Raw genomic sequence first — 25991 nt, 5'->3', positions numbered from 1 at the left:
GATACGCCGCCGAAAAGATGGCGCTACTCGGGACGAACGGAATACGTCGCCGGACTAATGAACCGGAGTACTTAGTGCAGCAGGTACTTAGGTACGAACATCGAATCGGGCAGCTCGACGTTGTACTTGATCTCCTGCACGTCGATCCGCGACTGCTCCTCGGTCTGAGTGTTCGTCATCCGCTGTTGCTTCAAGGTCCAGATGCCGTCGATCTTCTCGACGGTCTCCACCGTCCAGACCTTCAGGATCTTCCCCTTGTGGTCGTAGAACTGGCGGCGCAAAGCCAGCAGGTCCTTCGGATCGAGCGCGAGGACGGTCTTTCCGTAAATGGCCTTTTCGGGGTCCTTCGGCGTCGCTTCGACCAGCATGCAGCGGCGCCCGAGCAGGTTCTCCTCGCCGACGTACTTGTAGGTCGAGTCGTCGAGCGCCGGTTCGATCAGGTCGGCGATGTAGAAGGTCGAGTTGAGGAACGGTTGCTTGCGCACCTCGTTGGCGACCCGCACGATGGTCTTGGCGGCCGCCACCTTCATGTACTGCTCGGAAGGCGCGTTCAGCCGCTCGACGAACAGGAAGCGAATGCCTTTCAACTGTTCCGGCGCCAGCAGCTCGAGGTAGCTGGCGCGGGCCCCGTCGACGAACTTGTGATCGAGTTCGAGGAGACGCGGCCCCGAGGGGGTGGTGAGGTTGACCTTGGATTTGAACGAGGCTTTGGGCAATGCCTCCATGACCCGCTTGACGAGTTCGCGAGCGTCTACGTCCTGGGCCGCCGCCGGTCGTCCCGCCGCCAGTACCGTAACCGTCATCGCGCACAACGCTGCCGCGCCGCACTTCAGCTTGATCGCCATGGTCAGCTCTTCCTCCCTTGTTGTCGTAAAGCGATCTCCCGCTTAGCCGATTTGTCCGGAAAGACCAAGCGCATGCGGGAGGTTACCGAATCGGTTCCGCGCCGCGCAATCCCGGCTCGGCGCTCCCCGCGGCCGCTGCCGGCTGCGCGGTCAGTTGCTCGGTGGTGTTCTCCAGCCGATCGCTGAGGATGCGGGCCAGGTTAAGCAACAGCGAGGCGGCGAGATGCGGGTAACGGCGCCGAATCCGGCGGAGGAACGTCGCATCGAGCACCAGATAGTCCGTGGGCTCGACGGCGGTGACATCCGCCGACCGCGGCTGGTCGCGCACCAATCCCATCTCACCGACGACGTCGCCGCGACCGAGATAGCGAATGACCGGTTCTCCTTCATGGGCCCGGACGGCGGCGCGACCGCGCAGGAGGACGTAGAGTTCGCGCTTCATCTCGCCACGGCGGGTGATTCGAGTGCCGGCCGATACCGTCGCGAGCTGACCCATGAGCACAACGAGCTTCGCCTGAAAGGGACGCAACCCGTCGAACAGTGGGATTTCCATGTGCGGGGCGGGACCGAGACGCATCCGCAGGAGATCCCAGAGCGTCACCACCCGCGCCGACGTCGCCAGCGCGGGCGTCAGCAGCAGATCCGCCGCCAGCGCCAGCAGCATTGCAAACCCGGCCAGGATCCCGAACTGACGGATCGGTTCGAAGCTCGCAAACCCCAGAACGAGGAATCCCGCGGTGAGTGCGATCGACGAGAACATGATCGGGCGCCCGACTGCGCGCGCGACACTCGGCAGCGCTCCCTCTTCTGTCCCGGCGCGGCGGAGTTCGGCGTTCAACGCGCTCAGATAGTGTGTCGTGTCGGCCAGCGTTACCGCGATGGCGATCAGGGCGATCATGCTCGTCGTGACGTTGATCGGCAGGCCGTACCAGCCGAGACCGCCGAAGAGAACGAGCACCGGGAAGACGTTCGGTATCAACGACAAGAGGCCGCCGCGCAGAGATAGATACAGAAAGGACATCAGGACGAGCAGCGTGGCGAGCATCTGCGTCAGCCCGGTCAATTCGGCGCGGGCCAGTTCGTCGGCCGAGCGACTCAGCAGAGGGACGACACCCGTGGCGCGAACTTTCACATCGCCGGCGAGACGGCGGCGGGCCTCCACCTCCACGGTCCGCACGAAGTCGGCAACGTCGGCAGAACGCGATAGTCGGGTCCGCACGATCATGTTGGCGCGCGACCCGTCTTCATCGAGGACGTAACGAACATCCTCCGGGTCGAGGAAAACGAGCAGTTGTTCGAGTTCCGCCTGCGTGGCCGGCAGCGGCCCCGGGCCGTCGGGATTGAGCACGCTCTGGGTCAGGGCAACGAAGTCAACCGGCGACACGACACTGTCGACGCCGGGCTGGTCACGGACGAATGCCTGCAAACCAATCAGCGCTTGCAGAGTTTCGAGTCGGCGCAGACTGTTCGGTTCGCGGCCGTCGATTACCAGGAAGATTGGCTGCGTGCCGCCAAGCGCCGCGGCGATGCGCTCGTGGTCGAGGCGAACGCGGCTCTGCGGGCCGAAGAAGGTCAGATAGTCGGTTTCGACCCGCACCCGCGCAGCGCCGCCCACTGCCACCAACCCGACGATTGCCGTGACGCCGATGACCAGGCGCCGATGCGCCAAGGCCACTCGCCCGCACCAGTCGAGTACCAGGACGGTCCAACGGTGATGGGTGACCGGCCGCTCGCGCAGTTGCGGCATCAGCATGAGCACGGCGGGAATAAAGGCGAAGGTTGCGACCAGCGCGAAGCCCACGCCGAGTGCGGCGCTGATCCCGAGGCCCCGGATCGCGTCGATCCGACTGATGGCGAGGATGCCGAAGCCGAGGATGGTTGTCAGGGCCGCGATGCCGAGCGGTAAGGCCACCGCCTCGACCGCCACGCCGATCGCCTCTCGGGGCGCTCGTCCGGGGCGCGCTTCCTGGTAGTAACGGCTCACGAGATGGATCGCGTAGGTCACGCCGATGGCAACGACGAGAGGAGGCAGGACGACCGTGCCGATGTTGAGGGGGACTCCGACCACGGCCATTGCCCCGCCGGTCCAGGCGCCGCCGAGGAGCGCGGCCGATAAGGTCAGCAGCACGCCGCGCCGGGTGCGAAATGCCCATACGAGAACCAGCGTCACGACGGCCAGAGCCAGCGGCAGCAGGCGTCGCAAATCGTGCTGCATGGCCTGCGTACCGCGCACCTTGAGAGTCTGCAGGCCGGTGACCGCAACGCCCGCGATGCCGTCGAGCTCGGCCACTGCGGCTCGCACCTGGCTGTCCATCTGCCGCCGCGCGAACTCGGCTTCGTCCATGACGTTGTACAGTACGAGGATCCCGGTCGCCGTCCCGTCGCCGGTGACCATGGAGCCCGCGTAAAGCCGGTTGTCGAGCATGGTCCGCCGAAACGCCGCCGCCGCCTCGGGGGTGTCGGGCAGCACCCGCATGAGCTTGCCCACGCGTAAACCGAGTTCGTCGCTGTCGACGCCGCGGGCCGTGGTCAGACTGACGACGTCGCGCACGCCGTCAATGGCGGCGAGACGCGTCGAAACCCGATCGATCGCTGCCAGTACGGGCGGCGCGAAAACGTCGCTCGCAAACACCCCCACCAGGGTGGCTTCGTCGCTGCCGAAGACGCGACGGACTTCGTCGTAGTACGCGCGGTCGGCGTGCCGTGCGGGCAGGAGATCGGCGACCGCGCCTTCGATGCGCAGGTTGCGGGCCTGCCACACCAGCGGCACGGTCAGCGCCAGTACCGCCGCGAGGGTGAGGCGCGGTGCCCGCAGCGGCACACTGCGCAAGCCGCGCAAATGGACGTCCACTATCAACTCCGGACCGGTCCGATGCTTTCACCTCAAGCCGGAGGAGGCAAGCACCGACGCGTCGAGCATGGAGCCTCGCTCTCCCCCATCTGATTTCTTCGCACGGCGCACAAACTGGGAAATCGTAAGTCAGAACACTCGTTCTCGCGCTGCGGCGATGGTCTTTTGCCAGGCGCGGAACGTAGCGTCGCGGCGGTCGGCACTCCACTCCGGTTCGAAGATGCGGCCGGAACGCCAGGCGTGGGCGACGTCGTCGAGGCTTCGCCAAATGCCCGTGGCCAAACCTGCCAGATAGGCGGCGCCGAGGGCCGATGCCTGTACCGATTGCGGCCGCTCGACGGCGACTCCCAGCACGTCCGCCAGGTGCTGCAACAGGAAGTCGTTGCTGGCTGCTCCGCCGTCGACCCGCAACCGCTCCGGCGCCGGCACTGCTGCATCTTCGAACAAGGTCTCCAGCACCTCGCGGCTGCGGTACACGATCCCCTCGAGCACGGCGCGTACGACGTGGGCGCGCGTCGTCGCCCGCGACAGGCCACCGATCACTGCCCGCGCGCCGGGATCCATGTGCGGCGTTCCCAGCCCTTGAAACGCCGGCACCGCCCACGCCCCGCCGCTGTCGGCGACGCCGAACGCCAACGGCCCGCTGTCGTCGATGCGCTCGATAATGCCGAGGCCGTCGCGCAGCCATTGCACGGCTGCGCCCGCACTGATCGCTGTCCCTTCGAGACAATAGGTGCGCCGCCCACCGAGCTGCCACAGCACCAGCGGGTAAGCCCCGCGCATCGAGAGCACCGGGTACTCGCCGGTGTTGACGTCGGCCATGGCCGACGTGCCGAAGGTGATCTTCACGGCACCGCGATCGACGCCGAGTTCGCCGAACATCGCCGCTTGCTGGTCGCCGGCCATGCCGGCGACCGGACACGACGCCCCGATGGCGTCCTTCGCCGCGATGGCGTACACCTCGCTGCTCGCACGCACCTCGGGCAGAATCGCCGGCGGCACCCGCAGCGCCGCCAGGATGCTTGCGTCCCATACGCCCTGAAGCGGATCGAAGAGCGTCGTGCACGAAGCGTTGGAACTGTCGGTAACGTGCGCCGCACCACCGGTCAGCTTCCAGACGAGCCACGTGTCGACCGTGCCGAAGCAGAGTTCGCCACGTTCGGCGCGTTCCGGCCCGTGTGGAATGGTGGCAAGTATCCACTCGAGCTTCGTCGCCGACGCCATGGCGTTGGTGAACACCCCCCGAGCGAGCAAGTCCGGCACACGGTCCGCCGTGCGCGTGTCGTGCCAGACGATCGCGGGATACACGGGCCGACCCGACTTCCGCTCCCACACGATCGTCGTCGCGCGCTGATTGCAGATACCGATGGCCGCGAGGTCGGCGGGTCGGGCCCCGGCTGCCGCCAGGGCCGCCGCGCATACGGTGCGTGTCGCATCCCAGATGGCCTCGGGATCCAACTCCACCCAACCGGCCATCGGATAGAGCGGCGTCAACTCGCGGTACGCCGCCCCGCGCACGGTGCTCGATTCGTCGATGACATGGGCGCGAACGCCCGTGGTCCCCTCGTCGATGGCAAGAATCAGCGGCATGGCCGCTGTCTACCAGAGGCGGGCGGCGGGACGAAAGGCCGGCCCGCCCCAACGGGTCACGCCCTCAGGGCCCGCAACTCCTCCGGCTCGGCGTCCCCGAGAAAGCCCTTCACGTCGCGCACGTGGTCCTCGTAGGCTGCAAGCTCCGCGCGGCGACGATCGGGACTCCAGCCAAGGAGTTGCGCCATCCAGTCGGCGACCCGCGGCGCCGCGGTCAGACCGTTGTGGACGTCCCATAAGAACAGCCTTGTCCGCCGCTCCAGCACGTCCTCCAGCGTCATCGCCATTTCGTCGTGCACGGCGTAGGCGACCTCGCCGCGGGTCAGAGCGAGGTCCGGCACCGCGCGCTCGCCCAGGGCCGGGTCCGCCATCATCCCCTCCACGATCCGTGATCCGTTGCTGCCGTACGTGCCGACCAGACGCTCGACGATGTCGGCGTCCGCCTCCGGCCATTTCGTTCGCAGCCGCGCGATAAACGCTGCGAGGTCCTCGTCGGTGGCGCCACCGCACAGCAACTCGCTATCGCTCTCGCCCCGGCGGTGCGGCCGCTTGCCGTCTAATCTGGCGGCTCGCTCGGCCGCCATGTCGACGACTCGCTCGGCCATTCTCCGGTACGTAGTGAGCTTGCCGCCGGCAATCGATATCAAGCCTGCAGGTCCCACCATGATCTCGTCCTTGCGCGAGATCTCCTCCGGCTTCTTGCCGTCCTGGTGCAGCAACGGACGCAAGCCGGCCCACGCGCCGACGACGTCGTCGAAGCCCAGCGGCGCGACGTCGAACGTGTCGTTGGCCGCATCGAGCAGGTACTGGACGTCTTCCCGGGTGATTGCGGGGTCGTCGTACTGTCCGTCGTAATTGGTATCGGTGGTACCGAGATAAACGGTATCGCCGCGCGGCACCGCGAACACCGGCCGCTTGTCGCGCGCCGTCATGACCACACTGCGCACCACCGGCAGACGCTCGCGGGGCACGATCAGGTGAATGCCCTTGGTCAGGTGCAAGCGCGGCTTCTCGCCGCCGCCCTGCAATAGTCGCACTTCGTCGACCCACGGCCCGGCGGCATTGACCGCCACGCTGGCCCTGGCCTCGATCGCCCGCTCGCCGAGGACGTCGCGCACCACGGCTCCCACGACCTTGCCACCCTCGATGACGAGCCGTTCAACCGGGGCGTAGTTCACGGCCGTGGCTCCAAACGCCACTGCCGACTTGAGGTTCTCGAGTACCAGACGCGCGTCGTCGGTCAGGCACTCGTAATACACGGCCGCCCCGTAGATGTTATCGGCGCGCAGCAACGGCTCGAGGCGCAACGTCTCCTCACGGTCGAGCATCTGGTTACGTTCGTCGTGAGACACCCGCGCCATGCGGTCGAAGGTCCACAGACCGGCACTCAGCTTGGCGTACCCCGAACGCCGCTGCGCGGGCACCAGCATCTGGATCGGCCGCGCCAGGTACGGCACGAGACGACGCAGGACGCGGCGCTCGTTGGCGGCCTCCATGACCAGCCCGACGTCGCCCTGTTGCAGGTAGCGCACGCCGCCGTGGATGAGTTTCGAGGATCGGCTACTGGTCCCGACGGCGAAGTCGCGCCGTTCGGTCAGCAGCACCCGCATGCCGCGCAGCGCGGCGTCCCGCGCGATGCCGGCGCCGGTGATGCCGCCGCCGATGACCAGGAGGTCGAATGGCTCGCGGTCGAGCGTCTCCAGCGCCCTGGTTCGCGTCCGATGTGAAAACTCGACGGGACTTCTCATGCCACGCTCGATTCTCCAGCCGCACGCTCACGCGGTCCGCGACACGCTCTATCCCCGCCTGCACCATTATCACTCGTGGTCGTGCGCCGGGTGGTGTGCCGGCTCCACCGACACCCATTCCGACATCAATCAGCGGCGCCGCGGTTTGTCAACGATTCGGAAGCGGGGCCGCCGGGCGCGCGAGGGGCCGAGCGGCGTCCGTCGCAGTCCCCTCGCTCCTCGCCGGTTCCCGGTCTCCGGCTCCTTTGTCCGGCCGTTGACTCCGCCGGGCTGCGTGGCTTACGTCCCGCTGATGCGCCTCCGCGCCGTCCTGTTCGACTTTGGCGGCACGCTCGACGGGCCGGCTTCACACTGGCTCGATCGCTTCCTCGCCCTCTATCGCGATGCGGGCGTCGACCTGTCCTTCGAGCGGTTCCGCCCCGCCTTCGACGCCGCAACTCGGGCCGCGTACGCCAACCCGGCCGTGGCGGGGATGGACCTGCGGGCTACCGTAACGTTCCACACGCGCCATCAAGTCGCGCATCTCGGACCCGCCGCGGCGGCGGTCGCCGACCGCATCGCCGACGCTTTCCTCGATCGGGCGGCCGCCGCGCTCGCGGCAAGCCGCAGCGTCCTCGAACTCCTCCGTCCCCACGTGGCGTTGGGCGTCGTGTCGAACTTCTACGGCAACGTCGACCGTGTCCTCGCCGACAACGGCATCGCCCCGCTGCTCGACGCTATCGTCGATTCGAACCGCGTCGGCCTCCGCAAGCCCGCTCCCGGCATTTTCACGCTCGCCCTGCGGCGGGTCGGTTGCCTGCCCCTGGAGGCTCTCTACGTGGGCGATTCGTTCAACAACGACATCGCCGGTGCATGGGGCGCCGGTTTGCGTACGGCGTGGCTGGTCGGCTCGCCGCCTCCCGTGTGTCCCGACCCGCTCATAGTCGATCATCGAATCCACGCTCTGGCGGAGTTGCCGGCCATCGTTGCGGGGGCAAGAGGCTGATATGCAGGCTGCGATCATCGCTGCGGGGCTGGGCGAACGTCTGGTCGCCGCGGGTATTTCCCGGCCGAAGCCGCTGGTCGAGGTCGCCGGACAGGCCCTCATCGACTACGTCCTGGCCGGGGTGTCGGCGGCGGGCATCGCCGAGGTTGCCTGCATCGTGAATGAGATGTCCACCGGCATCGAGGACCACTGCCGCCGCCGCTGGCCCGGGCTGCGCTTCGCCTTCGTGCGGCGCACGACGCCCAGTTCGATGGAAAGTTTGTTCACGCTTGCTCCCCTGCTGGGTCCGTCGCGCTTCCTGCTGCTGACGGTGGACGGCGTTTGCAGCTCGATCACGATTCGCGACTTCGCTGTTGGGGCGACCGATCGTACCGAGGCCGATGCGGTACTGGCCCTCAGCACGTTCGTCGACGACGAGAAACCGCTCTGGGCCCGACTCGATCCCGATGGCCGCCTGAGCGCGCTGGGCCCGGAGGCCAGTGGCAGCGGCCTGGTCACCGCCGGCTTCTACGTCTTCGATCCGGTCATCTTCCGCGAGATCGACACGGCGCGGCAACGCGGGTTCACCGCCCTGCGGCAGTTCCTCGGCCATCTGCTGACGAGCGGATACCGGCTGTACGGCACCCGGGTCGGCAAGACCGTGGACGTGGATCGCCCGGAGGACCTGGCCGTGGCGGAGGTATTTGTCCGCGGAGGCTATCGCGCATGAGCGCGTTCCTCGGCATCAGGCGCGAGAGGGTATTCTCCCCGGGCCGCGTCGACGACGACCGAGCCATCCTCGACGCGGTGATCGACACCCTGCGCGCGGCGGGGTGTGCGGTCGGTGTCGTCGATGGCGACGACGAACGCTGGCCGGAGCCGCAAGTCGGTACCGTCGTGTTCACGATGGCCCAGGGCGACCGCGCCCTCGCGCGGTTGGCGGCATGGGAGCGGCGCGGTATCCGCGTCGTCAACACGCCCGAGGCCATCCTCAACTGTCAGCGGCACCGCACCGTGCCGCTACTCACTGCCGCCGGGATCGCGTTTCCAGAAAGCCGGATGATCGCGACCGACGCGGTGCCGGCCGGCGCGATGTTCCCCGACGGTGCCTGGCTCAAGCGCGGCGACGTGCATGCCACCGACCCCGACGACGTCGTCTTCGTCGACACGCCCGCCGCCTTCGACGCCGCGGTGTCCGGCTTCCGCAGTCGCGGTATTCGCGCCGCGGTCGTGCAACGCCATGTCCCCGGCGCGGTCGTGAAGTTCTACGCCGTGCGCGGACGCTTCTTTTTCGGTGTCAGACCTCCCGGTGGGGGCCTCGCCGACAGCGTGCACGACGGCATCGATCGCCTCGGCCAGCAGGCGGCGGCGGCGCTTGGTGTCGAGATCTACGGTGGCGATTGCGTCTGCGATCCGAGCGGCCGCCTGACCCTGATTGACTTGAACGATTGGCCTAGCTACGCTCGCTGTCGCTCTCGGGCGGCATCGGCAATTGCCGCGTACATTCAAGAGGTTACGACGCTCCAGTGAAGACTGTGCAGAAACAGGACAGGCCCCAGGAGGCGCACGCGCTGCGCCTGCCGGGACCGCGCTCGAAGGCCATTATCGACGCCGAACGCGACTGGATCGCGCCGGGTTTGCAACGCATCGCCCAGCTCTCCGAACTCGCCATGGTCGAGGGCAAGGGTTGCCGGCTGTACGACGCCGACGGCAACGAGTACCTCGACTTCTTCGCCGGCGTGGCGGTGGCCAGCCTCGGGCACTCCCACCCCCGCTTCGTGCGGGCGCTGACCGACCAGGTCGGCCGTCTCGCCGTTGGCAGCTTCACCAGCGAGCCGCGCGCCGCACTGCTCAAGTTGCTTGCCGAGTTGACGCCCGGTGCGCTCAAACGCACCCAGCTATACAGCGGCGGCGCCGAGGCCGTCGAAGCCGCCGTGCGTCTCGCCAAGTCATATACGAAGAAACACGAAATCGTCGGTTTCTGGGGCGGCTTTCACGGCAAGACCGGTGGCGTCATGGGTCTCATTGGCGATCCGTGGAAGCAGAAGTGGGGTCCGCTCTACCCGGGCACGCATCTCGTTCCTTACGCCGACTGCTATCGCTGTCCCTTCCGGCTAAAGCATCCCGACTGCGGCATGTTCTGCCTGGACTTCGTGCGCGATTCGCTCAAGACCGCCACGGCCGGTTCGGTGGCGGCGATCATCGTCGAGCCGATTCAGGGCACCGCCGGCAACATCGTCCCGCCGCCGGAGTTCCTTCCGGGCATTGCCGAGATCGCCCGCGAGAACGAGGCCCTGCTGATCGCCGACGAGATGATCACCGGATTCGGTCGGACCGGGACGATGTTCGGCTGCGAACACACCGATACCGAGCCCGACATCATGACCATCGGCAAGGGATTCGGTTGCGGCTTTCCGGTCACCGGCCTGATCTCGACCGACGCGATCACCTCGTCACTGCCGTTTGCCAGGCCCAGTAGCTCCTCGTCGAGCTACGGCGGCAACGCGCTGGCGGCGACGGCGGCCCTGACCACGGTTGAGACGATCATCGATGACGAACTCGTCGACAACTCGCGTCGGGTCGGAGCTTTTCTCCTCGACGAGTTGAAGGCCCTGCAGGAGAAGTACGAGTTCATCGGCGACGTGCGCGGACATGGCCTGCTGATCGGTCTCGATCTGGTCAAAGACCGCGCCACCAGAGAGCCGCTGTCCGCCGCGGTGAGCGAGCGGATCTTCCTCGGCGCGCTGCGGCGCGGTCTGCTTCTCATGGGCTACTTCGCGCGCGTGCGGATCAATCCGCCGCTCATAATCACCGAAAGCGAAGCCCGCGACGGCATCGCCATTCTCGACGAAGTATTCGCCGAAGTGGCGGCCTCGGGCGCGTACCGGAAATGACCGCGGTGCGCGACGGCGCCATCGTCGGGTTCGGCAACGTCGCCGCCAACGGCCACGTGCCGGGCTGGCGAGCGTGCGACCGGTTCCGCATTGTCGCCGTCACCGATCCCGACCCGCGCCGGCGCCTGCTCGCGCAGGAACTCCTGCCGGCGGCACGGGTTTATCCGGACATCGCCTCCTTGCTCGCGGCCGAGAGACTCGACTTTGTCGACATCGCGGCCCCGCCGGCCATGCACACCGCGGCGATCGTTGCTGCCGCCGCCGGCGGCGCGCACGTGCTGTGCGAGAAACCGCTCGCGACTTCGCTGGCGGACTACGCGCCGGCGGCGGATGCCGTGGATAGCGCGGGCGTAGTGCTCTTCCCGGTACACAATTGGCGCCATGCCGAGGCGTATCGGCTGGTCAGAGCGATCCTGGCCGACGGTCGGCTCGGTGCCTTGCGCCGCATCGAGATCGAAACCGAGCGCGACGGCTGTTCGGTGACGACGGCCGAGAACTGGCGGTTGCAGGCCGGTATCGGTGGCGGCGGGATCCTCGTCGACCACGGCTGGCATGCGTTCTATCTCCTGCTCGGACTTGCCGGCGAGTCACCGGCGCACATTGCCGCCCGGTTGGAGCGGCGGCGCTTCGTCGATGCGGACGTCGAGGACACGGCGACCTGCACCGTCGGCTTCCCTTCGTTGACCGCCGAAGTGCGGCTGACGTGGGCGGCGACCGGTCGGAGCACCCGCTGGCGCTTGCTCGGCAGCCGCGGCGAATTGCTGGTGGACGACGCCCGGGTCGACCTCGACACCGACGGCGGTCGCGAAACCCGCATGCTGGGTACGGCGCTGTCTGCCGGATCGCACCATCCGGATTGGTTCGCAGGCGTGGTGGCCGAGTTCGAGCGAGAACTCGATGATCCGGCGGCTCGTGGGCGCGGCCGCAAAGAGGCCGAGCTTTGCCTGACGATGCTCCACCTGGCCTATGCCTCGAGCCGCAGCGGCGGCGTAGTGCTGGCCCTGCCGCGCCAACTCCCGGTGAAGGACGGCCGTGTCGACGCTCCTCGTACTGCCGCCCACGGCGGCTAGCTTCCTGCGCGTTGCCGGCCTGCCGATCTTGCTGCGCGCCGTGCTGGCGGGGCAGCGCGCCGGCTTCGCTCGCATCGTCATTGCCGACGGGCCGCATACGCAGCGTGTGCAAGCGTTGTTCGATGCCGATCCGCGCACTCGCGCGGTCGAGATCGGCCGCGCCTGCTCGTCCGACGACGATGAGCGCGTCGTCGTCGTTCCGGCCGACTGCGTGGTGACCCAGGCGACTTTCGAACGCCTTGCGGACGCGCAGCTAGACGGCACACCGTTGCAGTTCGCCGGCACCGGTGCCGGCGTCGCGCTGATTCGGGCGGCGGACCTGCGCGCTTCCGGCCTTTACGAAACGGCAGCCGATGTCGGACCTGCGCTTGACGCCTTTCTGAACGCGAAGGGTGCATGGCGGTCGACCCCGGGCGACGGCGTCTTCTGCTGGCGCGTGGCCGACGAGGCACAGGTCAAGGCGGCGGAGACGGCGCTTGCGGAACAACTGCGTCAAGAACGTGCTGCAACCGACGGACCGTTGGCGCGACTCCTCGACCGTCGCATCTCGACGCCGATCAGCCGCTGGTTGGTCCGACACACCGAGTTCACGCCCAATCAGGTGACCGTGCTGGCAACGGCCGTCGGCCTGTTGGGAGCGGTCTTTCTCGGGGCGGGAACCTATTGGACAGGGCTGGCCGGCACGCTCCTGTTCCTGTTCTCGACCATGGTCGACGGCTGCGACGGGGAGGTGGCACGATTACGCTTTCAGGACTCCGATGCGGGGCGGCGTTTCGACATCCTCAACGACAACATCGTACACGCCGCTATCTTTGTCGGTCTCGGGATTGGTCTCTACCGCCGCGATGCCGAGGCTCCGTTCGGATGGTTATTGGCGTTGCTGCTCGGCGGGTTCGCCGTCAACGGCCTCGTCGCGTACCGATATCTCCCCGGCATCGAGGCGTTGACGCGCGTTCCGTGCGACCTGCCGAGGCACCGGAAGCGGCGTTGGCTGCTGCGGGCGATCGAGGCGGTGATGGGTCGCGACTTCGCCTATCTGCTGGTGCTCTTCGCCGTGGTTGACCGTTTGGCGTGGTTCGTCTGGGGAGCCGCGGTGGGGTCGTATGCGTTTGCGGCTCTCGTCGTCGTCGCGTACTGGTGGATTGTGATCCCCGCCGCCGAAGAGGTCCCGGAACGACCGCAGAGGGCGGCAAGCGAGGCAGAGCCGATCGATGCGGGCGCGGGCGCGGGTCGGCCGAGTGGGCCGTTGCGCAACATCGAGCGCCTCTTGCTGGCGGCCGGCATCGGACTATTCGTCTTCCTGGTCTACCAGCTCGGTGCCGCCTCGGTACTCGCCAACCTGCGGCTCGTGGGCTGGGGAATTCTCCTCATCATCGCGCAGGAGTCGCTGGCCATTACGGCCAACACGTTCGGTTGGTTTTTCGCCTTTCCCGAGCCCCGGCCGCGGATCCCGTTCCGGCGATTCGTTGCGGCGCGCATTGCCGGCGACGGGGTGAACTACACGACGCCGACGGCGACGCTCGGCGGCGAGTTCGTGCGCACGCGGCTCCTGCGGGACGCGGCCCCGATGACTTCGCTGGTCGCGTCGGTGGCGGTGGCCAAGCTGACGCAGGCGGTGGGACAGATCGGTTTCATCGTGGTCGGACTGCTACTGGTGCTCGACGAGGCGCCGCTGCCGTCGGGGGTCCGCCGGGGCATGCTCATCGGTCTGGCGCTCTTCTCGGCCGCGGCGGCAGCGTTGATCTGGGCGCAGCGCCGGGGGATGTTCGCGCCGCTATTGCGAGCGGCGCACCGGCTGGGATTGCCGGAGCGTGGACCGCACCTGCTGAGAAGCTTCGAGCGTCTCGACGCCGAGATCGCGCGCTTCCACGGCAAGTCGAGTCGCGCCTTTGTTCGCTCCGCGGGTTGTTTCTTTGTCGGATGGACCTGCGGCGTGCTGGAGATGTACCTAATTCTGTGGTTTCTCGACGTCGGCGCCAGTGTCGAGCGCGCCCTGACGATCGAAGTGCTCTCTGCTGCCATAGACGGTCTGCTGTTCTTCGTGCCGGTGAAAGCCGGGACGCAGGAGGGGGGCAAGGTCTTGATCTTCACGGTCCTCGGTCTCGGACCGGCCAAGGGACTGGCGGCGGGTATCGTCCGGCGCATCCGCGAGCTGACATGGGCATTCATCGGGCTGATTATACTCTGGCGCCAGCAGGGCTTGCTGCGCGCTCTGTCTGCAGCTTCGAGTTCGCCCCCGTCCGGGGCGCTATCCCGATGAGAGGGTGAAGAGCCCGCGGGACAGAGAGGCCGAGCCCGTTTGGTGGCGAACCCGGCAATGCGGCGTCTCATCGTCTCCGCCGACGACTTCGGCCTTTCTTCCGGCGTGAACGCGGGCATCCTCGGGGCGCATCGCAACGGTATCCTTACGAACGCCGGCCTGATGGTCACCGGTGCCGCGTGCGACGAGGCTGCGCGTTTGGCGCGAGAGACGCCAACTCTCTCCGTCGGGCTGCACCTCGTACTGGTCCAGGGCCGGGCGGCCGTGTTGCCGCCGGCGATCCCGCGGCTCGTCGGGGCGGACGGTATGTTTCGCACGAGTCCGGTTGCGGCCGGGTTCCGCTACTTCTTCACGCCGCGCATCCGGGCGGAATTGGCGCGGGAGATCCGCGCTCAACTGGAGGCGTTCTCGGCGACCGGCCTGCCCCTCTCACACGTCGACGGCCATCTGAACGTCCACGTCCATCCGACGGTGCTGAACATCCTTCTGCAGTTCGCGCCGGATTATGGGATTCGGGCGTTGCGTCTGCCGCGGGAGCCGCTGCGCACGTCGCTGCGGCTCGACCGGCGCGCGCCGGCGCGCAAGGTCGCAGAGGCGGCGATCTTCCGGAGTCTGGCGAGGTATGCGGCGCCGCGGCTTGCCGCGCAAGGCATCCGCTGCGTCGATCGGGTCTTCGGGCTGCACCAGAGCGGCCACGTCACCGAGGCGTACCTGCTCGGCGTGCTCGCGGCTCTGCCGCGGGGGACGACGGAGATCTACTGCCACGCCAGTCACGTCGACGCGGAAGCGGCGCGGTGGCGTCCCCGCGACTACGAGTGCGACGCAGAGGTGGAAGCTTTGTGCAGCGCGCGGGTGCGAGAGGCGCTACCGAAACGCGAGATCGAGTTAGCGAGCTATCGCGACCTGTAGCGACCTTGCCGGCGCCCGCCGGCGACGTTTCGGAAAACCTTCGCGCCGCGCGGACCGTGCGCCTCGACGAAACGCCAGCCCCGGGCGAAATAGTAGGGGCACGTAGCAACGTGCCCGTACGCCATCCGGGATAGGGGCACGTAGCAACGTGCCCGTACGCCATCCGGGATAGGGGCACGTAGCAACGTGCCCGTACGCCGGATTTTCCGGGTCTCTGTCCCATCGCCCCGGATTGTCGCCGATGTACTGCCGGATACGGTGCAGGGATGTTTCGTCGCGAATGATGTGTTCGTAATAATTGCGTTGCCACACCGGCACACCAGGGAGTCCGCGCCGCGCGTTGATCCGCCTGGTGGTCGCGGATTTGAACAGGCGGACGATGGTGGGGATGGAATTGGGCGTCGGCTTGCCGAATCGTTCCGTTGTTGTCGCACGTGGGGCGCCCGCATCGGCGCCCGAAACGGTAGGGGCACGTTGCAACGTGCCCCTATCCCTACCGATCACGATGATGCCGTGGATGTGATTGGGCATGATAACGAATGCATCGACCGTCACGGTGGGGCGCATCGCGGCGGTCCGCGCCCATTCCTCGGCCACGATCTCGCCAAGGTCGTTCGGCTGCATTGCCCCGTTCACCACATCGCCGAAGAGGAGCGCGCGGTCATGCGTGCAGACCGTCACGAAATACCAGCCGGCCTGGGCATAGTCATAACCGGGCAGGCGGACCGAGCGGCGGCGATGGGTGTCGGGGTCGAATCGGCTCATGGCAGGATCAATCAACCGTCATCCGCGGTCGCATCGTCATCCGACGTAGGGGCACGTAGCAACGTGCCCGTAACATCATCCGACGTAGGGGCACGTAGCAACGTGCCCCTACGTCTACCCTCGTCCACCAGATCTACCCGCATCCTGGGCCTCAAGTCCAAAGCCCCAATCCCGGGTCCTCAGCCAGACCCTCAACATCTCGTGCGAGGGCCGGCTGGAAGGAGAAGGAGCGCCGTCCTCTCGGCGCGGGCTCGTCAGAATGGGTGGCGTCGGGACTGGCGGCCGCGCGTTGCAGCGCTATGGTCCCGGGACCCACCGCCCGTCGTCCGGGTTCGGTGGTCCTGGAGGTTGCATGGGAAACCGGAGCGTCGGGCAGAACGTCGATGGATGGTGCGCGAAGTGCAAGCTGGTGCTGGCGCATACCATCGAAGCGCTAATACGGGAACGCATCACCCGCGTTCACTGCAATACGTGTGGGGCGCAGCACGCATGGCGGGCGAACGCGCCGGGCTCTACCACGCGGGCAACCCGGAGCCGATCGTCGGCGCCGGGGGCGCGGCGGACCTCGCCCCGAACCGGCAACCCGCCGGTCGACTACGACGCCCTCGTCCGCGGCCGTGACGGGGGTGCAGCACGCTCGTACTCGGTTCGCGACGCCTTCCGGGTGAACGATCTGTTGGCCCACCCGACCTTCGGGCTCGGCGTGGTGACCTCGGAGCGCGGCGACAAGATCGACGTCATATTCCGCGAAGGTTCGCGCACGCTCGCGCAAAGGCGAGACTAATCGAAGCGAAACGGGTGCCGCGGTGAGTGCGCCGGACACGGACATCGCCATTGTCGGCGGCGGAATCGTGGGCCTGGCAACCGCGCTCGCGTTGAGCGAGAAGCGGAGCGGCGCGGCCATTACGGTGCTCGAGAAGGAAAGCGACGTCGCGCGACATCAGACCGGACACAACAGCGGCGTCATCCACGCCGGCATCTACTACAAGCCGGGATCGCACAAGGCGCGGCTCTGCGTCGAAGGAGCGCGACTGCTAACCGAGTTCTGCGACACGCACGGCATTCGCTACGAACGCTGCGGCAAGGTCATCGTCGCCACCGACGCCGCCGAGGTCCCGCGCCTGCATGCACTGCACGAGCGCGGCATCGCGAACGGAGTCCCGGGTCTCGCGATCGTCGATCCCGCGCAACTGCGGCAGATCGAGCCGCACGCGCGGGCCGTACAGGCATTGCACTCGCCGCACACCGGCATTGTCGACTTCGGGGAAGTCGCTCGCGCCTTCGCCACGGTCCTGCGCGAGCGGGATGTGACGATTCGCACCCACGCCCGCGTGCAATCGATCGGCGTGACCGGTAGCCGCGTGCACATCGAGACGACTTCCGGATCTTTGACCGCGCACAAGCTCGTTAACTGCGCCGGCCTGCACGCCGACCGCGTCGCCGTGTCGATGGGGTTGCGCCCCGACGTCCGCATCATCCCGTTTCGCGGCGAGTACTACACGCTGCGGCCGGAGCAGCGGGTCGTTCGCGGCCTGATCTACCCGGTGCCGGACCCGACCTTCCCTTTCCTCGGCGTTCACTTCACGCGCCGCATCGGAGGCGAAGTGGAGGCCGGGCCCAACGCCGTGCTGGCCCTGGCTCGCGAAGGATACCGCTGGACCACCGTGCGACCGCGCGAGGTTCTCGGCACGATAGCTTATCGCGGCTTCTGGGCGATGAGCGCGCGTTACTGGCGCACCGGCCTCTATGAGATGTACCGCTCCGCGAACAAGCAGGCGTTTCTTCGCGCGCTGCAGCGCCTGGTGCCGGACTTGCGCGAGTCGGACATGGGTCCGGGCGGCGCCGGCGTAAGGGCGCAGGCCGTTGCCGCCGACGGGTCGATGGTTGACGACTTCCACATCGTCGAAACGCCGAATGCCGTGCATGTTCTGAACGCGCCATCGCCGGCGGCCACGGCGTCGTTGGCTATCGGCCGCCACATTGCGGGGGTCGTGCTGGCGAATAGAGCCTGATCCGCGATTTCCGAGTTTGCGCGCACGGCGCGAGGAATTCGGATGGGGAGGGCGAGGCTCCCGGTCGCCTCTCACCCCTTTGCCGCTAGCCGGCGCTCGGCCAACTCGGTGACCAGGCGTTGCGCGATCTCGCGAAAAGCCCGGCTCTGCGGATGGTCGGGATCGGCGGCAACGATCGGCTCCCCGGCGTCGGCGGCGGCACGTATGTCGCGCACCAGCGGGACTTCGCCGAGAAACGGTACGTGAAGCTCGGCGGCCATGCGCGCACCGCCGCCGTGGCCGAACAGCTCGGCGCGAGCGCCGCAACCGCCACAGATGTGGTAGCTCATGTTCTCGACCACGCCGAGGACGGGAACGTCGACCTGCTGGAACATGGCCACACCACGTCTGACGTCGAGCAAAGCGACATCCTGCGGCGTGGTAACGATCAGCCCACCGGTAAGCGCAACCTGCTGCGTGATGGTGAGCTGGGCATCGCCGGTTCCCGGCGGCAGGTCGATGACCAGGTAATCCAGATCGCCCCACTGGACGTCGCGCAGGAACTGCGTCAACGCCTTGCCGAGCATCGGCCCGCGCCAGATGATCGGGGTTCGGTCGTCGACGAACAGACCCAGCGAAACGATCTTGATACCGAACTTATCGATGGGAAGAATTCGTTTGTCGGCGGTGGCCGCGGCCCGTTCCGTCAGCCCCAGCATGAGGGGCACACTCGGTCCGTAAACATCCGCATCGAGGAGGCCGACCCGGTTTCCCGACCGGGCCAGGGCCAGGGCCAGATTGACCGCTACCGTTGACTTACCGACGCCGCCCTTGCCGCTGGCCACGGCCACGATATGAGTAACGCCCGGGAGGCCGGCCGGGGTCGAACTCGCCCGCCGAGCAGGGGGTGGCGGTGGAGCGATGACGATGTCGACCGTGGCCACTCCCGGCATCGTCGTCACCGCCCGGGCAACGGCCGCCCGCAACTCGGCGATCGCCTCTTCCCGTGTCGTGGTGGGGGCCAATATGACGGTGATTCCGTCCGATCCGACCTCGATGTCCCTGACCAGGCCGAACGAAACGATGTCGCGGCCGAGACCCGGGTACTTCACGGTCTTGAGCGTTTCGAGGATCTCCTGCGGTGTGGGCATGGGCATCCCTTGTAATAACGGCGATTCGGGGGCGCGCGACTCCTCACCCACTTATCGCCGTCGAACGTAGCCGGAAAGGCGAGCGGAGGCGAGCGGGACCCGCCCCGTGGCCGCGCATCGAGGTACTTCCTCAGCCGACTTTGCGGTTGGGCGCCGGTTGGCTACCCGGACGCGAGCTCGGCAATCGTGACTCCTGCCCCACCCTCATTCGCCTCGCCGGAGCGGAAGCCGACGCAATAGGGTGACATCGAAAGGTACTCTGCAACGGCACGGCGCAGCGCGCCGCTGCCGATGCCGTGAATGATACGAACCGAACCAAGACTCGTCTGCGCGGCCCGATCCAGGAATCCGTCGAGGGCGGCAATCGCCTCGCGCACCCGCATGCCGATCAGGCTGATCTCCGGCGCCGCCTCGGCCGGCGCCGCTTCGAGACGAACGGCAACTTGCACGCTGCGTACCGGTTCGACCCGCCGCAGGAGGGCCGTGGCGACCTCGAAGCGCATGTTGCCGCGCTGTATCCAGGCGCGATCCCCGTCGACGCTGAGCAACTGCCCGCGTATGCCCCGGTCTCCCACCACCACCTCGTCGCCGGCGCGGGGCGGCCCCGCCGGCACCGGTTCTGCCATGGCCGGCACCGTTACCGCTGCCGCGCGCTCCCGCACGGCCGTGTCCTGCGCACGCACCAGCCGTTCGAGCGCCCGCCGGTCCGCCTGGCCGCGCTCCAGACGGGCAATCATCTCACGGCCTTCGGCCCGCAAGTCCCTGACAAACGACCTCGCCGACTCCAGTTCGTCCTGCCAGGCATGCTGCCGTTTGCCGAGCAACTCGCTTTGCAATCGTTCGGCCTCCGCCCGGGCAGCCGCCGCGGCGCGCGCATCCTGTTCGACCGCGGCCAGGCGTTCTTCGTAAGTCCGGCGGGCGCTTTCCAGCCGCGTCATGGCAGCGGAAAGCGCCCGCGCGTCGGCCGAGCGCTCGTGCTCCGCCGCGTCCAGAACGGCGGCCGGTAAGCCGAGGCGACGCGCGATCGGCAGCGCCAGACTCTCGCCGACGGAGTGGTAGGTCATGCGATAGAGCGGCTGGAGGCGCTCGACGTCGAAGTCCACCGCGGTCGTCACGCAGTTCGCGTCGGTCAGACCGAACACCTTCAGCGCCGCGTAGTGGGTCGTCACTGCGACGCGAGCGCCGCGGGCGGCCAGTGCCCGGATGAGGGCGATTCCCAGTGCCGCGCCTTCCTCCGGGTCGGTGCCGACACCCGGCTCGTCGAGCAGAACCAGGGCGGCGGTCAGATCGGCGGCGAGGATTTGCGCGAGATTGGCGACGTGGGCAGAGAAGGTCGACAGGTTACGTTCGATGCTCTGGTCGTCGCCGACGTCGGCGTAGACCGAGGTGACGTAAGGCAGCCGGCTGCCTTCCGCGGCGGGGACGAGCAGCCCGCTTTGAGCCATGAGCGTGAGCAAGCCGAGGGTCTTCAGGGCCACCGTCTTGCCGCCGGTGTTCGGTCCAGTGACGACAAGCACGCGCTTGCCGCACGGCAGGCGCAGGTCGATCGGAGTTACCGGGCGTTCCGTGAACAGCAAGCCCGGGTGCCGGGCGGCGCGCAGGTCCACTTCCGCGTCGTCGAGCAGCGGTTGGGTACACCGGTACTGGCGGGCGAAACGCGCCCTGGCGGAGAGTACGTCGATATCCGTCAGAGCGGCGAAGGTCTCCGCCAACGCTTCATGAGCGTCACGCACCAGTTCGGTCAGATCGGCGAGAATACGGCGGACGAGACGCTCCTCCTCTTTGGCCGCGAGCAGCAGGCGATTGTTAAGCTCGACGGCGAACAGCGGCTCGACGAACGTAGTTTCTCCCGACACCGAACGATCCTGCACCACCCCCTGAAATCGCCCGGCGACAGCGGTGCGGATCGGTATCACGAAGCGGTTGTTGCGCAGCGTGACGAACTTATCGGCGGCCAGCTCCGTCATGCTGGGCCGTTCCAGCAGACGATCGAGGCGGCGCGTCACCTGTTCGCGCAACTGCCGCACCGTCCGCCGTACCTCGGCGAGTTCATCGCTGGCGTCGTCGGTGACCTCGCCGCGTTCGTCGAGGGCGCGTTCCAGGGTGGTCCGCAAGGCCGGGAGCGGCCGCAGGCGCTCGGGCAACCCGGCCAAGCGCGTGAAGCTCTCCGCATGGCGCAGCAGAAACGCGCGCAGCGTAGCGGCCGACTGGACCACTGCGCGGACCTCGATCAGCGCCGGGCCGTCGAGCACAAAGCCCTCGTGGCTGGCGCGCCGCAGGGTGATACGGATGTCGGGAAATTCGCCGAGCGGAAGGTCGCCCGCCTCCTCGATCAGCCGCACCGCCTGCCACGCTTCGTCGAGGGCGGCGACCGCCGCATCGCGACTTGCCAGCGGCTTCAGTTCGCGGCAGCGCTCTTTACCCGGGATCGAATGCGCGAAGTCGGCGAGTCGAGCGCCAACGCGATCCAGCTCCAGCGCGGCAAGGTCACGCGGCCGCATGGCGGGTGCGGGCCGTCACCGGCCGGCCCGGCGCCCGCGACGTCGGGTCGGATCCGGCAGACGAACGACATTGGGGGGCAGGTCGCAATCGGCAGGGGATTGCTCGGCCGGCCTGGCGCCGCGGGCGGTGACCGGCCGGCTTGGGTAGCGGAGGATTAGGCGCGCTTCGGCCGGCGAGATCTTGCGTCCGAAGAGGTACACGGTACGGCCACCCTCCCGGTAGTTGTTGGCCCACTCCGCAAGTTCCTCGGGCGAGGGTGCGCGGCCGAGCGCGGTCGCACAACGGCGAACGACAAAGCCGAGCATCATCTTCGGCAGCGGGCTGGAACTGGAGGCCATGGCGGTGCGAGCCTCGTCGACCTCTAACGGATCGATCTCGACCTCTCAAGCCAGTCGGGCGGGCGAGAAGTAGGCCAGGGCTTCGGAGGTTTCGCCGCAGACCGCCGCGGCGCCGAGGCGGCCCACGGCGGGACTGGTGGTCATGCCGTGGCCGCCCAGACCACCGACCCACACCAGACCGTCGAGATCGGGGTCGCGGCCGATGACGAAGCGGCCGTCGCGAGAGAAGGTGCGCAGACACGCCCACCCGGAAACGATGCGCGCGCCGGCCAGCGCCGGGAACGCCCTCGGCATCTTGTCGGCGAGCAACTGCGCCGCCGTCTCGTCGACGACGGGCTCGACGGGTGGGTGATCGGTCGCGTCGCACGGGCTCGTCAACAAGCCGTCGCCCTCGGGCCTGAAGTACACGTCGAGATCGTTGTGCCACACGAACGGCCAATCGCGGTCGATGGGGATATCGACCGCAGTCTGGAAGAGATGGCGCCGGCGCGGCTGCAGCGTCCGCGTACCGACTCCGGCGAGCGCGCCCACCGTGCCGGCCCATGCCCCTCCGGCGTCGACGATGCACGGCGTCGAGATGTTTCCGTCGTCGGTGGCAACGCCGGCGACACGTCCACCCGCGGTCTCGACGCCCGTGAGCATGCGCCGATAGACCACGCGGCCCCCGTGGGCACGGACTCCGTCGAGATAGCCCCGCAGCAAGGCATGAATGTCGACCACGCCGTCGGATGGGTTCCAGAAGGCGGCGGCGAACGGGGCGCCACGCAGCGCCGGAACGGCGCGCCGCGCGTCGGCCACGGAAATCGCACCCGCCTGCGAGAGGCCGAGTGCGCGCAAAGGCGTTTCCAGTGCGCGCAGCGCGGTGACCCCCTCGGCACCGGCGACCAGCAGCGAACCGGTACGCCGGAGCAGCGGCGCATCGGCAAATCCTTCCGGCGGCGCGGCAATGAACGCCGCCCCTTCCACGGCCAGACGTGCCTCCACCGCATCGGCCAGTGCCTGGAACGCCAGGGCGGCGTTACGTCCCGAGGCGTGCATTCCGGGTACCGGCTCCCGTTCGATCAAGACGACGTTGCGCACGCCACGGCGAACAAGACGATACGCGGTCGCGGCACCGGCAAAACCGGCCCCGACAATGACGACCTCGGCAGTGCGCACGGATTCGGCCTCGCTCGGGAAAGTAGCAGGGCAGCGCCGGCCGGCAAGCAATCGAACCCGGACCCGCGGTTGCGCGGTGGGCGCCTGCTAACCCTCAGGACCGCGCCTTCAATTCGATCGCCAGATCGTTGTCCGGCGGATCGCTGTCGCTGAAGCCGTTCACGTAGGAGGCGAGCATGGGATCGCCAACCTGTTCTTCCGTGTAAGCGAAGCGCTCATCGCCGTCGGCGATGTTTGGCCACCAGTCGCGCAGCGCCTCGGCGCGCGTCTCGGCCTGCTCGCGGGTGTAATTGAAGGGGGCGGCGCCCATCACGTCGGTCAGGATGCCGACGAACGCATCCCCGGTGAAGCGCCGCGAGTATGCCTGCAGGTCCGGAATCGACGGAATCGCCTTCAGCCTGCGGCTGCGAATGCTCAGCGTCCCGTCGTGCAGGGTTACGACGCGGTAGGCGTGCGGATAGCCCGCGAGGGACGAGGTGACGATATTGTACAGTCCGTTCTCCCGTTTGACGTCCTGAATGTGCAGATGCCCCGTGAGCGAGATGCGGACGGCGTGTTTGCGCAGCACGGCTTTCAAATCGTCGACGTTCTCGACGTGGAACCACGAGAAGTGCGGGTTCACGCGCTCCCCGGGAACGTGCTCGATGATACTGTGGTGCAGCATGACGATGGGCTCGCGACCGCTGCCCGCGTTACGGGTGAGGTCGTCGTCGAGCCAGGCGAGGATTTCAGGGGCGATGTAGCCGCGGTCGTCGTCGGGTTTCGCCGAGCAGATGCCGACGAGATGTATGTCTGCCGTAGGATTGCGGCTATAGGCGATACGGTCGGTCCGATCGAAGCCGAAATCGCCGTACAGGCGGGGAATCTCGGGGGTCCGCACCGGGGCGACGTCGGGGTCGAGCAGATTGGCCGGCCGCAGGCGGGGCGGGCGCGGCTGGTCATGATTGCCGGAGATGCAGAAGACCGGCTTGCGAAAGCCGCTGAATATCTCACGGGCCCGGCTGTGGTTGTAGGGTTCGGAATCCTTGGTGAGGTCGCCCAGAACAACGACGAAGTCGATGGTAGGGTCGGCGTTGATTTCCTCGATTGCGGCGGTCACGAGCTCGACGCTCTGGGCGTACATCGTTGGCTCGTGCGGCATGGGCGGCGGCGTCCAGCCGGTCTCGGGATTTGGGATCGCGACGTGGGGATCCGAAACGATTGCAAAAGTCGACATTCGCCGACTGTTACCGGTAGGAAGGGGAGAGTCAACGGGAGACGCCGGCCGCCGGTGCGGCTGGCGTCTCCGTTGGATGAGGCAGATCAGGCCTTGGAGACGTTGCTCGCCTGCGGGCCCTTGCGGCCATCGGTGACGTCGAAACTCACCTGCTCGCCCTGCTCCAGGCTTTTAAACCCGTCGCCGACGATTGCGGAGTAGTGGACGAAGACGTCTTCGCCATTCTCCTGGCGGATAAAGCCGTAGCCTTTTTCTGCGTTGAACCATTTCACGGTTCCGGTCGCCATCTGCGATTCCTCCCTTTCGTGTAACTCGTTAACCGGAGGCACCGCACGTTCAGTGGCGCACGTACGATGGTGCTGATGGTGCTGCATGAACTTCCCGAAGCGACCGGTGTAACTGTGGCTCGCTAGGTAGCCAACCGCGCTCAGGGTTTCAAGGTCGCGGCATCAGCGGAACTCGAGGCACCAGCGCAGGAGGCGTCCCTGGACCTCGAAGATCTCGTCGTAGACACTGAGTTCCCAGGTGCCGTCGACGGCATCGAGGGCGAGCGGTAGCAACGGGTCGATGGGCAGGACCGTGCCACCGATCGCCGGCGGCGTCGGGTTGCACATCAACTCCGCTTCGAGGACGGCGGTGTCGTCGAAAACGCAGTTCACGTTGGCCTTGTCGCAGCCGTACTCGGTGATCGGATGGCCGGGGGCGTCGAGCAACAAAGCCACGCGTTCGCTGTCGACATGCTCGAGTTCGACGATGAGATCGCCGACAAGGCCATGGTCGATGGTGACGTGAACGCGCAGGCGTGTGACGCCGCCGAGATCGGGTATGGTCATCGAATCCGTTACCCCGGTGCTGGCGTTGCCGTCCGGGATGAGGAGTCCGCCGGGAGGTTCGCGGCAATACACCAGCGGCGTCGGGGTTACGGTTGCGGTGCCTGGTGGCGCGGTGGCCGAACGGGTAGCGGTGGGGACTGGGGGGCGAGTCGCCGTGCGGGTCGGGGTCCTCGTCGGAGATCGAGACGGTGTACGTGTGAAGGTCGGCGGGCCGGTTGCGGTGGGTGACCCGGTCATGGTGCGCGACGGTGTGCGCGTCGAGCTGGGTCCGGCGCTCGGCGAGGCGGTGAACGACGTCGTTCCGGTGGCCGAGGGCTCCGGTGTGGCCGTGGCGCTCGGGGGCGGCGTGGCGGTGGCCGAGGGTGTTACGGCGGCGGGCGATGTTGCGGTGGCCGGCGGTGTCGCGGTCGGCGGCGCCGTTGCCGTGGGTGGTTCTGTTGCCGTCGCGGTGGCCGGCTGAACCGGTGACGACACGGGTGTTGGGGACCGGGTTGCAGGAAGCGTTGCGGTTGCCGTCGCGTCGGGAGCTGGCGTCGGCGAAGCGGTGGGCGCCGGCGTAGGGCTGTGGGTCGGCGGCGGGCAGCCGTTTACCGCGTTGGCGACCGCGGTCAGAATGTCGTCGATGGCGATGGCGCCGTCGGCGTTGGCGTCGCCGATCGGGCAGGCCGAGAGGGCGCGGTCGCCGATGGCGATGGTTACCAGCGTCAGGAGGTCATCGACGGTAACCTGACCATCGGTATTGCAGTCGCCGGAGCAATCTGCGGCGGGAGCGGGATTTCCGATGAGAAGGACGAGCGCGACCAGGGCGACCAGCACGGCAAGCTCCCCGACGCGCCACCGTGCCACGTTCGCACGGCGACGGCAAACGACTCGCGTCGCCGGGGCCCGGCAGGGCTCCTGATCCTT

The 25991-nt window shown here is 67.6% G+C and carries 22 protein-coding genes and 1 pseudogene; 11 read left to right on the top strand and 12 right to left on the bottom strand.

From position 1 onward, the window contains the following. Nucleotides 1-71: 71 nt before the first annotated feature. The 4 genes from L6Q96_18405 to L6Q96_18390 form a co-directional block, all read right to left on the bottom strand. Nucleotides 72-845: an outer membrane lipoprotein-sorting protein gene (locus L6Q96_18405; GenBank protein MCK6556527.1), complete on the bottom strand. Its 774-nt coding sequence runs from the start codon at nucleotides 843-845 to the stop codon at nucleotides 72-74. An 82-nt stretch (nucleotides 846-927) separates the two neighbouring features. Further along, nucleotides 928-3696, bottom strand: coding sequence for an MMPL family transporter (locus L6Q96_18400; GenBank protein MCK6556526.1), 2769 nt, complete (start codon nucleotides 3694-3696; stop codon nucleotides 928-930). Nucleotides 3697-3825: 129 nt separating this feature from the next. Continuing rightward, nucleotides 3826-5286: a glycerol kinase GlpK gene (gene glpK / locus L6Q96_18395; GenBank protein MCK6556525.1), complete on the bottom strand. Its 1461-nt coding sequence runs from the start codon at nucleotides 5284-5286 to the stop codon at nucleotides 3826-3828. Nucleotides 5287-5342: 56 nt separating this feature from the next. Continuing rightward, entirely contained in the window at nucleotides 5343-7034 is a 1692-nt protein-coding gene (locus L6Q96_18390) for a glycerol-3-phosphate dehydrogenase/oxidase (GenBank protein MCK6556524.1), read from the bottom strand. Between L6Q96_18390 and L6Q96_18385 the strand changes: the two genes are divergently transcribed. From L6Q96_18385 to hpnK, 7 genes are read left to right on the top strand one after another with little or no spacing between them, the layout of a single operon-like run. Further along, nucleotides 7033-8019, top strand: a complete 987-nt coding sequence (locus L6Q96_18385) for an HAD family hydrolase (protein MCK6556523.1) — start codon at nucleotides 7033-7035, stop codon at nucleotides 8017-8019. The two genes, L6Q96_18390 and L6Q96_18385, sit on opposite strands and share 2 nt — an antisense overlap. A 1-nt stretch (nucleotide 8020) precedes the next feature. After that, nucleotides 8021-8728, top strand: a complete 708-nt coding sequence (locus L6Q96_18380) for an NDP-sugar synthase (GenBank protein ID MCK6556522.1) — start codon at nucleotides 8021-8023, stop codon at nucleotides 8726-8728. Then, nucleotides 8725-9528 (top strand): hypothetical protein, encoded by an 804-nt coding sequence (locus L6Q96_18375; GenBank protein ID MCK6556521.1) that lies wholly within the window; start codon nucleotides 8725-8727, stop codon nucleotides 9526-9528. Before L6Q96_18380 ends, L6Q96_18375 begins: the two co-directional genes overlap by 4 nt. Then, entirely contained in the window at nucleotides 9525-10892 is a 1368-nt protein-coding gene (locus L6Q96_18370; GenBank protein MCK6556520.1) for an aspartate aminotransferase family protein, read from the top strand. Before L6Q96_18375 ends, L6Q96_18370 begins: the two co-directional genes overlap by 4 nt. Further along, nucleotides 10889-11962 (top strand): Gfo/Idh/MocA family oxidoreductase, encoded by a 1074-nt coding sequence (locus tag L6Q96_18365; GenBank protein MCK6556519.1) that lies wholly within the window; start codon nucleotides 10889-10891, stop codon nucleotides 11960-11962. Before L6Q96_18370 ends, L6Q96_18365 begins: the two co-directional genes overlap by 4 nt. Beyond that, nucleotides 11925-14222: a lysylphosphatidylglycerol synthase domain-containing protein gene (locus tag L6Q96_18360; GenBank protein ID MCK6556518.1), complete on the top strand. Its 2298-nt coding sequence runs from the start codon at nucleotides 11925-11927 to the stop codon at nucleotides 14220-14222. The genes L6Q96_18365 and L6Q96_18360 overlap by 38 nt, the downstream gene beginning before the upstream one ends. 57 nt (nucleotides 14223-14279) lie before the next feature. Then, nucleotides 14280-15131 (top strand): hopanoid biosynthesis-associated protein HpnK, encoded by an 852-nt coding sequence (gene hpnK / locus L6Q96_18355; protein MCK6556517.1) that lies wholly within the window; start codon nucleotides 14280-14282, stop codon nucleotides 15129-15131. Nucleotides 15132-15329: 198 nt separating this feature from the next. Here hpnK and L6Q96_18350 read toward each other — a convergent pair. Then, nucleotides 15330-15896: pseudogene (locus tag L6Q96_18350) on the bottom strand (transposase). A gap of 352 nt (nucleotides 15897-16248) precedes the next feature. On the opposite strand from L6Q96_18350, the gene L6Q96_18345 reads away from it, so the two are divergent. Next, nucleotides 16249-16680, top strand: a complete 432-nt coding sequence (locus L6Q96_18345) for a hypothetical protein (GenBank protein MCK6556516.1) — start codon at nucleotides 16249-16251, stop codon at nucleotides 16678-16680. A 22-nt stretch (nucleotides 16681-16702) separates the two neighbouring features. After that, complete coding sequence (gene lhgO, locus L6Q96_18340; protein ID MCK6556515.1) at nucleotides 16703-17908, top strand: L-2-hydroxyglutarate oxidase; 1206 nt, start codon at nucleotides 16703-16705, stop codon at nucleotides 17906-17908. Nucleotides 17909-17979: 71 nt separating this feature from the next. Here lhgO and apbC read toward each other — a convergent pair whose 3' ends face one another. The 7 genes from apbC to L6Q96_18305 all read right to left on the bottom strand — a co-directional run bounded on the left by apbC (nucleotide 17980) and on the right by L6Q96_18305 (nucleotide 25085). After that, nucleotides 17980-19038 carry an iron-sulfur cluster carrier protein ApbC gene (apbC, locus tag L6Q96_18335; protein MCK6556514.1) on the bottom strand — a complete coding sequence of 353 codons (1059 nt, stop codon included), beginning with the start codon at nucleotides 19036-19038 and terminating at the stop codon, nucleotides 17980-17982. Nucleotides 19039-19199: 161 nt separating this feature from the next. Then, nucleotides 19200-21539: an endonuclease MutS2 gene (locus L6Q96_18330; GenBank protein MCK6556513.1), complete on the bottom strand. Its 2340-nt coding sequence runs from the start codon at nucleotides 21537-21539 to the stop codon at nucleotides 19200-19202. A 15-nt stretch (nucleotides 21540-21554) separates the two neighbouring features. Continuing rightward, nucleotides 21555-21878, bottom strand: coding sequence for a hypothetical protein (locus L6Q96_18325; protein ID MCK6556512.1), 324 nt, complete (start codon nucleotides 21876-21878; stop codon nucleotides 21555-21557). Between the two features lie 45 nt (nucleotides 21879-21923). Continuing rightward, nucleotides 21924-23036, bottom strand: coding sequence for an FAD-binding oxidoreductase (locus L6Q96_18320; GenBank protein ID MCK6556511.1), 1113 nt, complete (start codon nucleotides 23034-23036; stop codon nucleotides 21924-21926). Between the two features lie 94 nt (nucleotides 23037-23130). Continuing rightward, nucleotides 23131-24252, bottom strand: a complete 1122-nt coding sequence (locus L6Q96_18315; GenBank protein ID MCK6556510.1) for a metallophosphoesterase — start codon at nucleotides 24250-24252, stop codon at nucleotides 23131-23133. A gap of 86 nt (nucleotides 24253-24338) precedes the next feature. Then, nucleotides 24339-24539 carry a cold-shock protein gene (locus L6Q96_18310; GenBank protein ID MCK6556509.1) on the bottom strand — a complete coding sequence of 67 codons (201 nt, stop codon included), beginning with the start codon at nucleotides 24537-24539 and terminating at the stop codon, nucleotides 24339-24341. 162 nt (nucleotides 24540-24701) lie between these two features. Then, the gene (locus tag L6Q96_18305) at nucleotides 24702-25085 is read right to left on the bottom strand and encodes a hypothetical protein (GenBank protein ID MCK6556508.1); all 384 of its coding nucleotides are present in this window, start codon (nucleotides 25083-25085) and stop codon (nucleotides 24702-24704) included. Here L6Q96_18305 and L6Q96_18300 point away from each other — a divergent pair. Beyond that, a complete protein-coding gene (locus L6Q96_18300) occupies nucleotides 25078-25545 on the top strand; it encodes a hypothetical protein (GenBank protein ID MCK6556507.1) in 468 nt (155 codons plus the stop codon). The two genes, L6Q96_18305 and L6Q96_18300, sit on opposite strands and share 8 nt — an antisense overlap. Nucleotides 25546-25629: 84 nt before the next feature. Continuing rightward, nucleotides 25630-25815, top strand: a complete 186-nt coding sequence (locus L6Q96_18295; GenBank protein ID MCK6556506.1) for a hypothetical protein — start codon at nucleotides 25630-25632, stop codon at nucleotides 25813-25815. Nucleotides 25816-25991 lie beyond the last annotated feature (176 nt).

The sequence above is a fragment of the Candidatus Binatia bacterium genome (assembly GCA_023150935.1).
Lineage (GTDB): Bacteria > Desulfobacterota > Binatia > HRBIN30 > HRBIN30 > JAKLJW01.
Note: the sequence above shows the minus strand (reverse complement) of the source record. Positions and strands in the feature narration are given on the sequence as shown.

Bases quoted from the DNA above. Each gene is read 5' to 3' on its own strand.
- L6Q96_18405 (MCK6556527.1), bottom strand. From the start codon at position 845: ATGGCGATCAAGCTGAAGTGCGGCGCGGCAGCGTTGTGCGCGATGACG.
- glpK (MCK6556525.1), bottom strand. From the start codon at position 5,286: ATGCCGCTGATTCTTGCCATCGACGAGGGGACCACGGGCGTTCGCGCC.
- L6Q96_18385 (MCK6556523.1), top strand. From the start codon at position 7,033: ATGCCACGCTCGATTCTCCAGCCGCACGCTCACGCGGTCCGCGACACG.
- L6Q96_18390 (MCK6556524.1), bottom strand. From the start codon at position 7,034: ATGAGAAGTCCCGTCGAGTTTTCACATCGGACGCGAACCAGGGCGCTG.
- L6Q96_18380 (MCK6556522.1), top strand. From the start codon at position 8,021: ATGCAGGCTGCGATCATCGCTGCGGGGCTGGGCGAACGTCTGGTCGCC.
- L6Q96_18375 (MCK6556521.1), top strand. From the start codon at position 8,725: ATGAGCGCGTTCCTCGGCATCAGGCGCGAGAGGGTATTCTCCCCGGGC.
- L6Q96_18365 (MCK6556519.1), top strand. From the start codon at position 10,889: ATGACCGCGGTGCGCGACGGCGCCATCGTCGGGTTCGGCAACGTCGCC.
- hpnK (MCK6556517.1), top strand. From the start codon at position 14,280: ATGCGGCGTCTCATCGTCTCCGCCGACGACTTCGGCCTTTCTTCCGGC.
- L6Q96_18345 (MCK6556516.1), top strand. From the start codon at position 16,249: ATGGGAAACCGGAGCGTCGGGCAGAACGTCGATGGATGGTGCGCGAAG.
- apbC (MCK6556514.1), bottom strand. From the start codon at position 19,038: ATGCCCACACCGCAGGAGATCCTCGAAACGCTCAAGACCGTGAAGTAC.
- L6Q96_18330 (MCK6556513.1), bottom strand. From the start codon at position 21,539: ATGCGGCCGCGTGACCTTGCCGCGCTGGAGCTGGATCGCGTTGGCGCT.
- L6Q96_18325 (MCK6556512.1), bottom strand. From the start codon at position 21,878: ATGGCCTCCAGTTCCAGCCCGCTGCCGAAGATGATGCTCGGCTTTGTC.
- L6Q96_18315 (MCK6556510.1), bottom strand. From the start codon at position 24,252: ATGTCGACTTTTGCAATCGTTTCGGATCCCCACGTCGCGATCCCAAAT.
- L6Q96_18310 (MCK6556509.1), bottom strand. From the start codon at position 24,539: ATGGCGACCGGAACCGTGAAATGGTTCAACGCAGAAAAAGGCTACGGC.
- L6Q96_18300 (MCK6556507.1), top strand. From the start codon at position 25,078: ATGGTCATCGAATCCGTTACCCCGGTGCTGGCGTTGCCGTCCGGGATG.
- L6Q96_18305 (MCK6556508.1), bottom strand. From the start codon at position 25,085: ATGACCATACCCGATCTCGGCGGCGTCACACGCCTGCGCGTTCACGTC.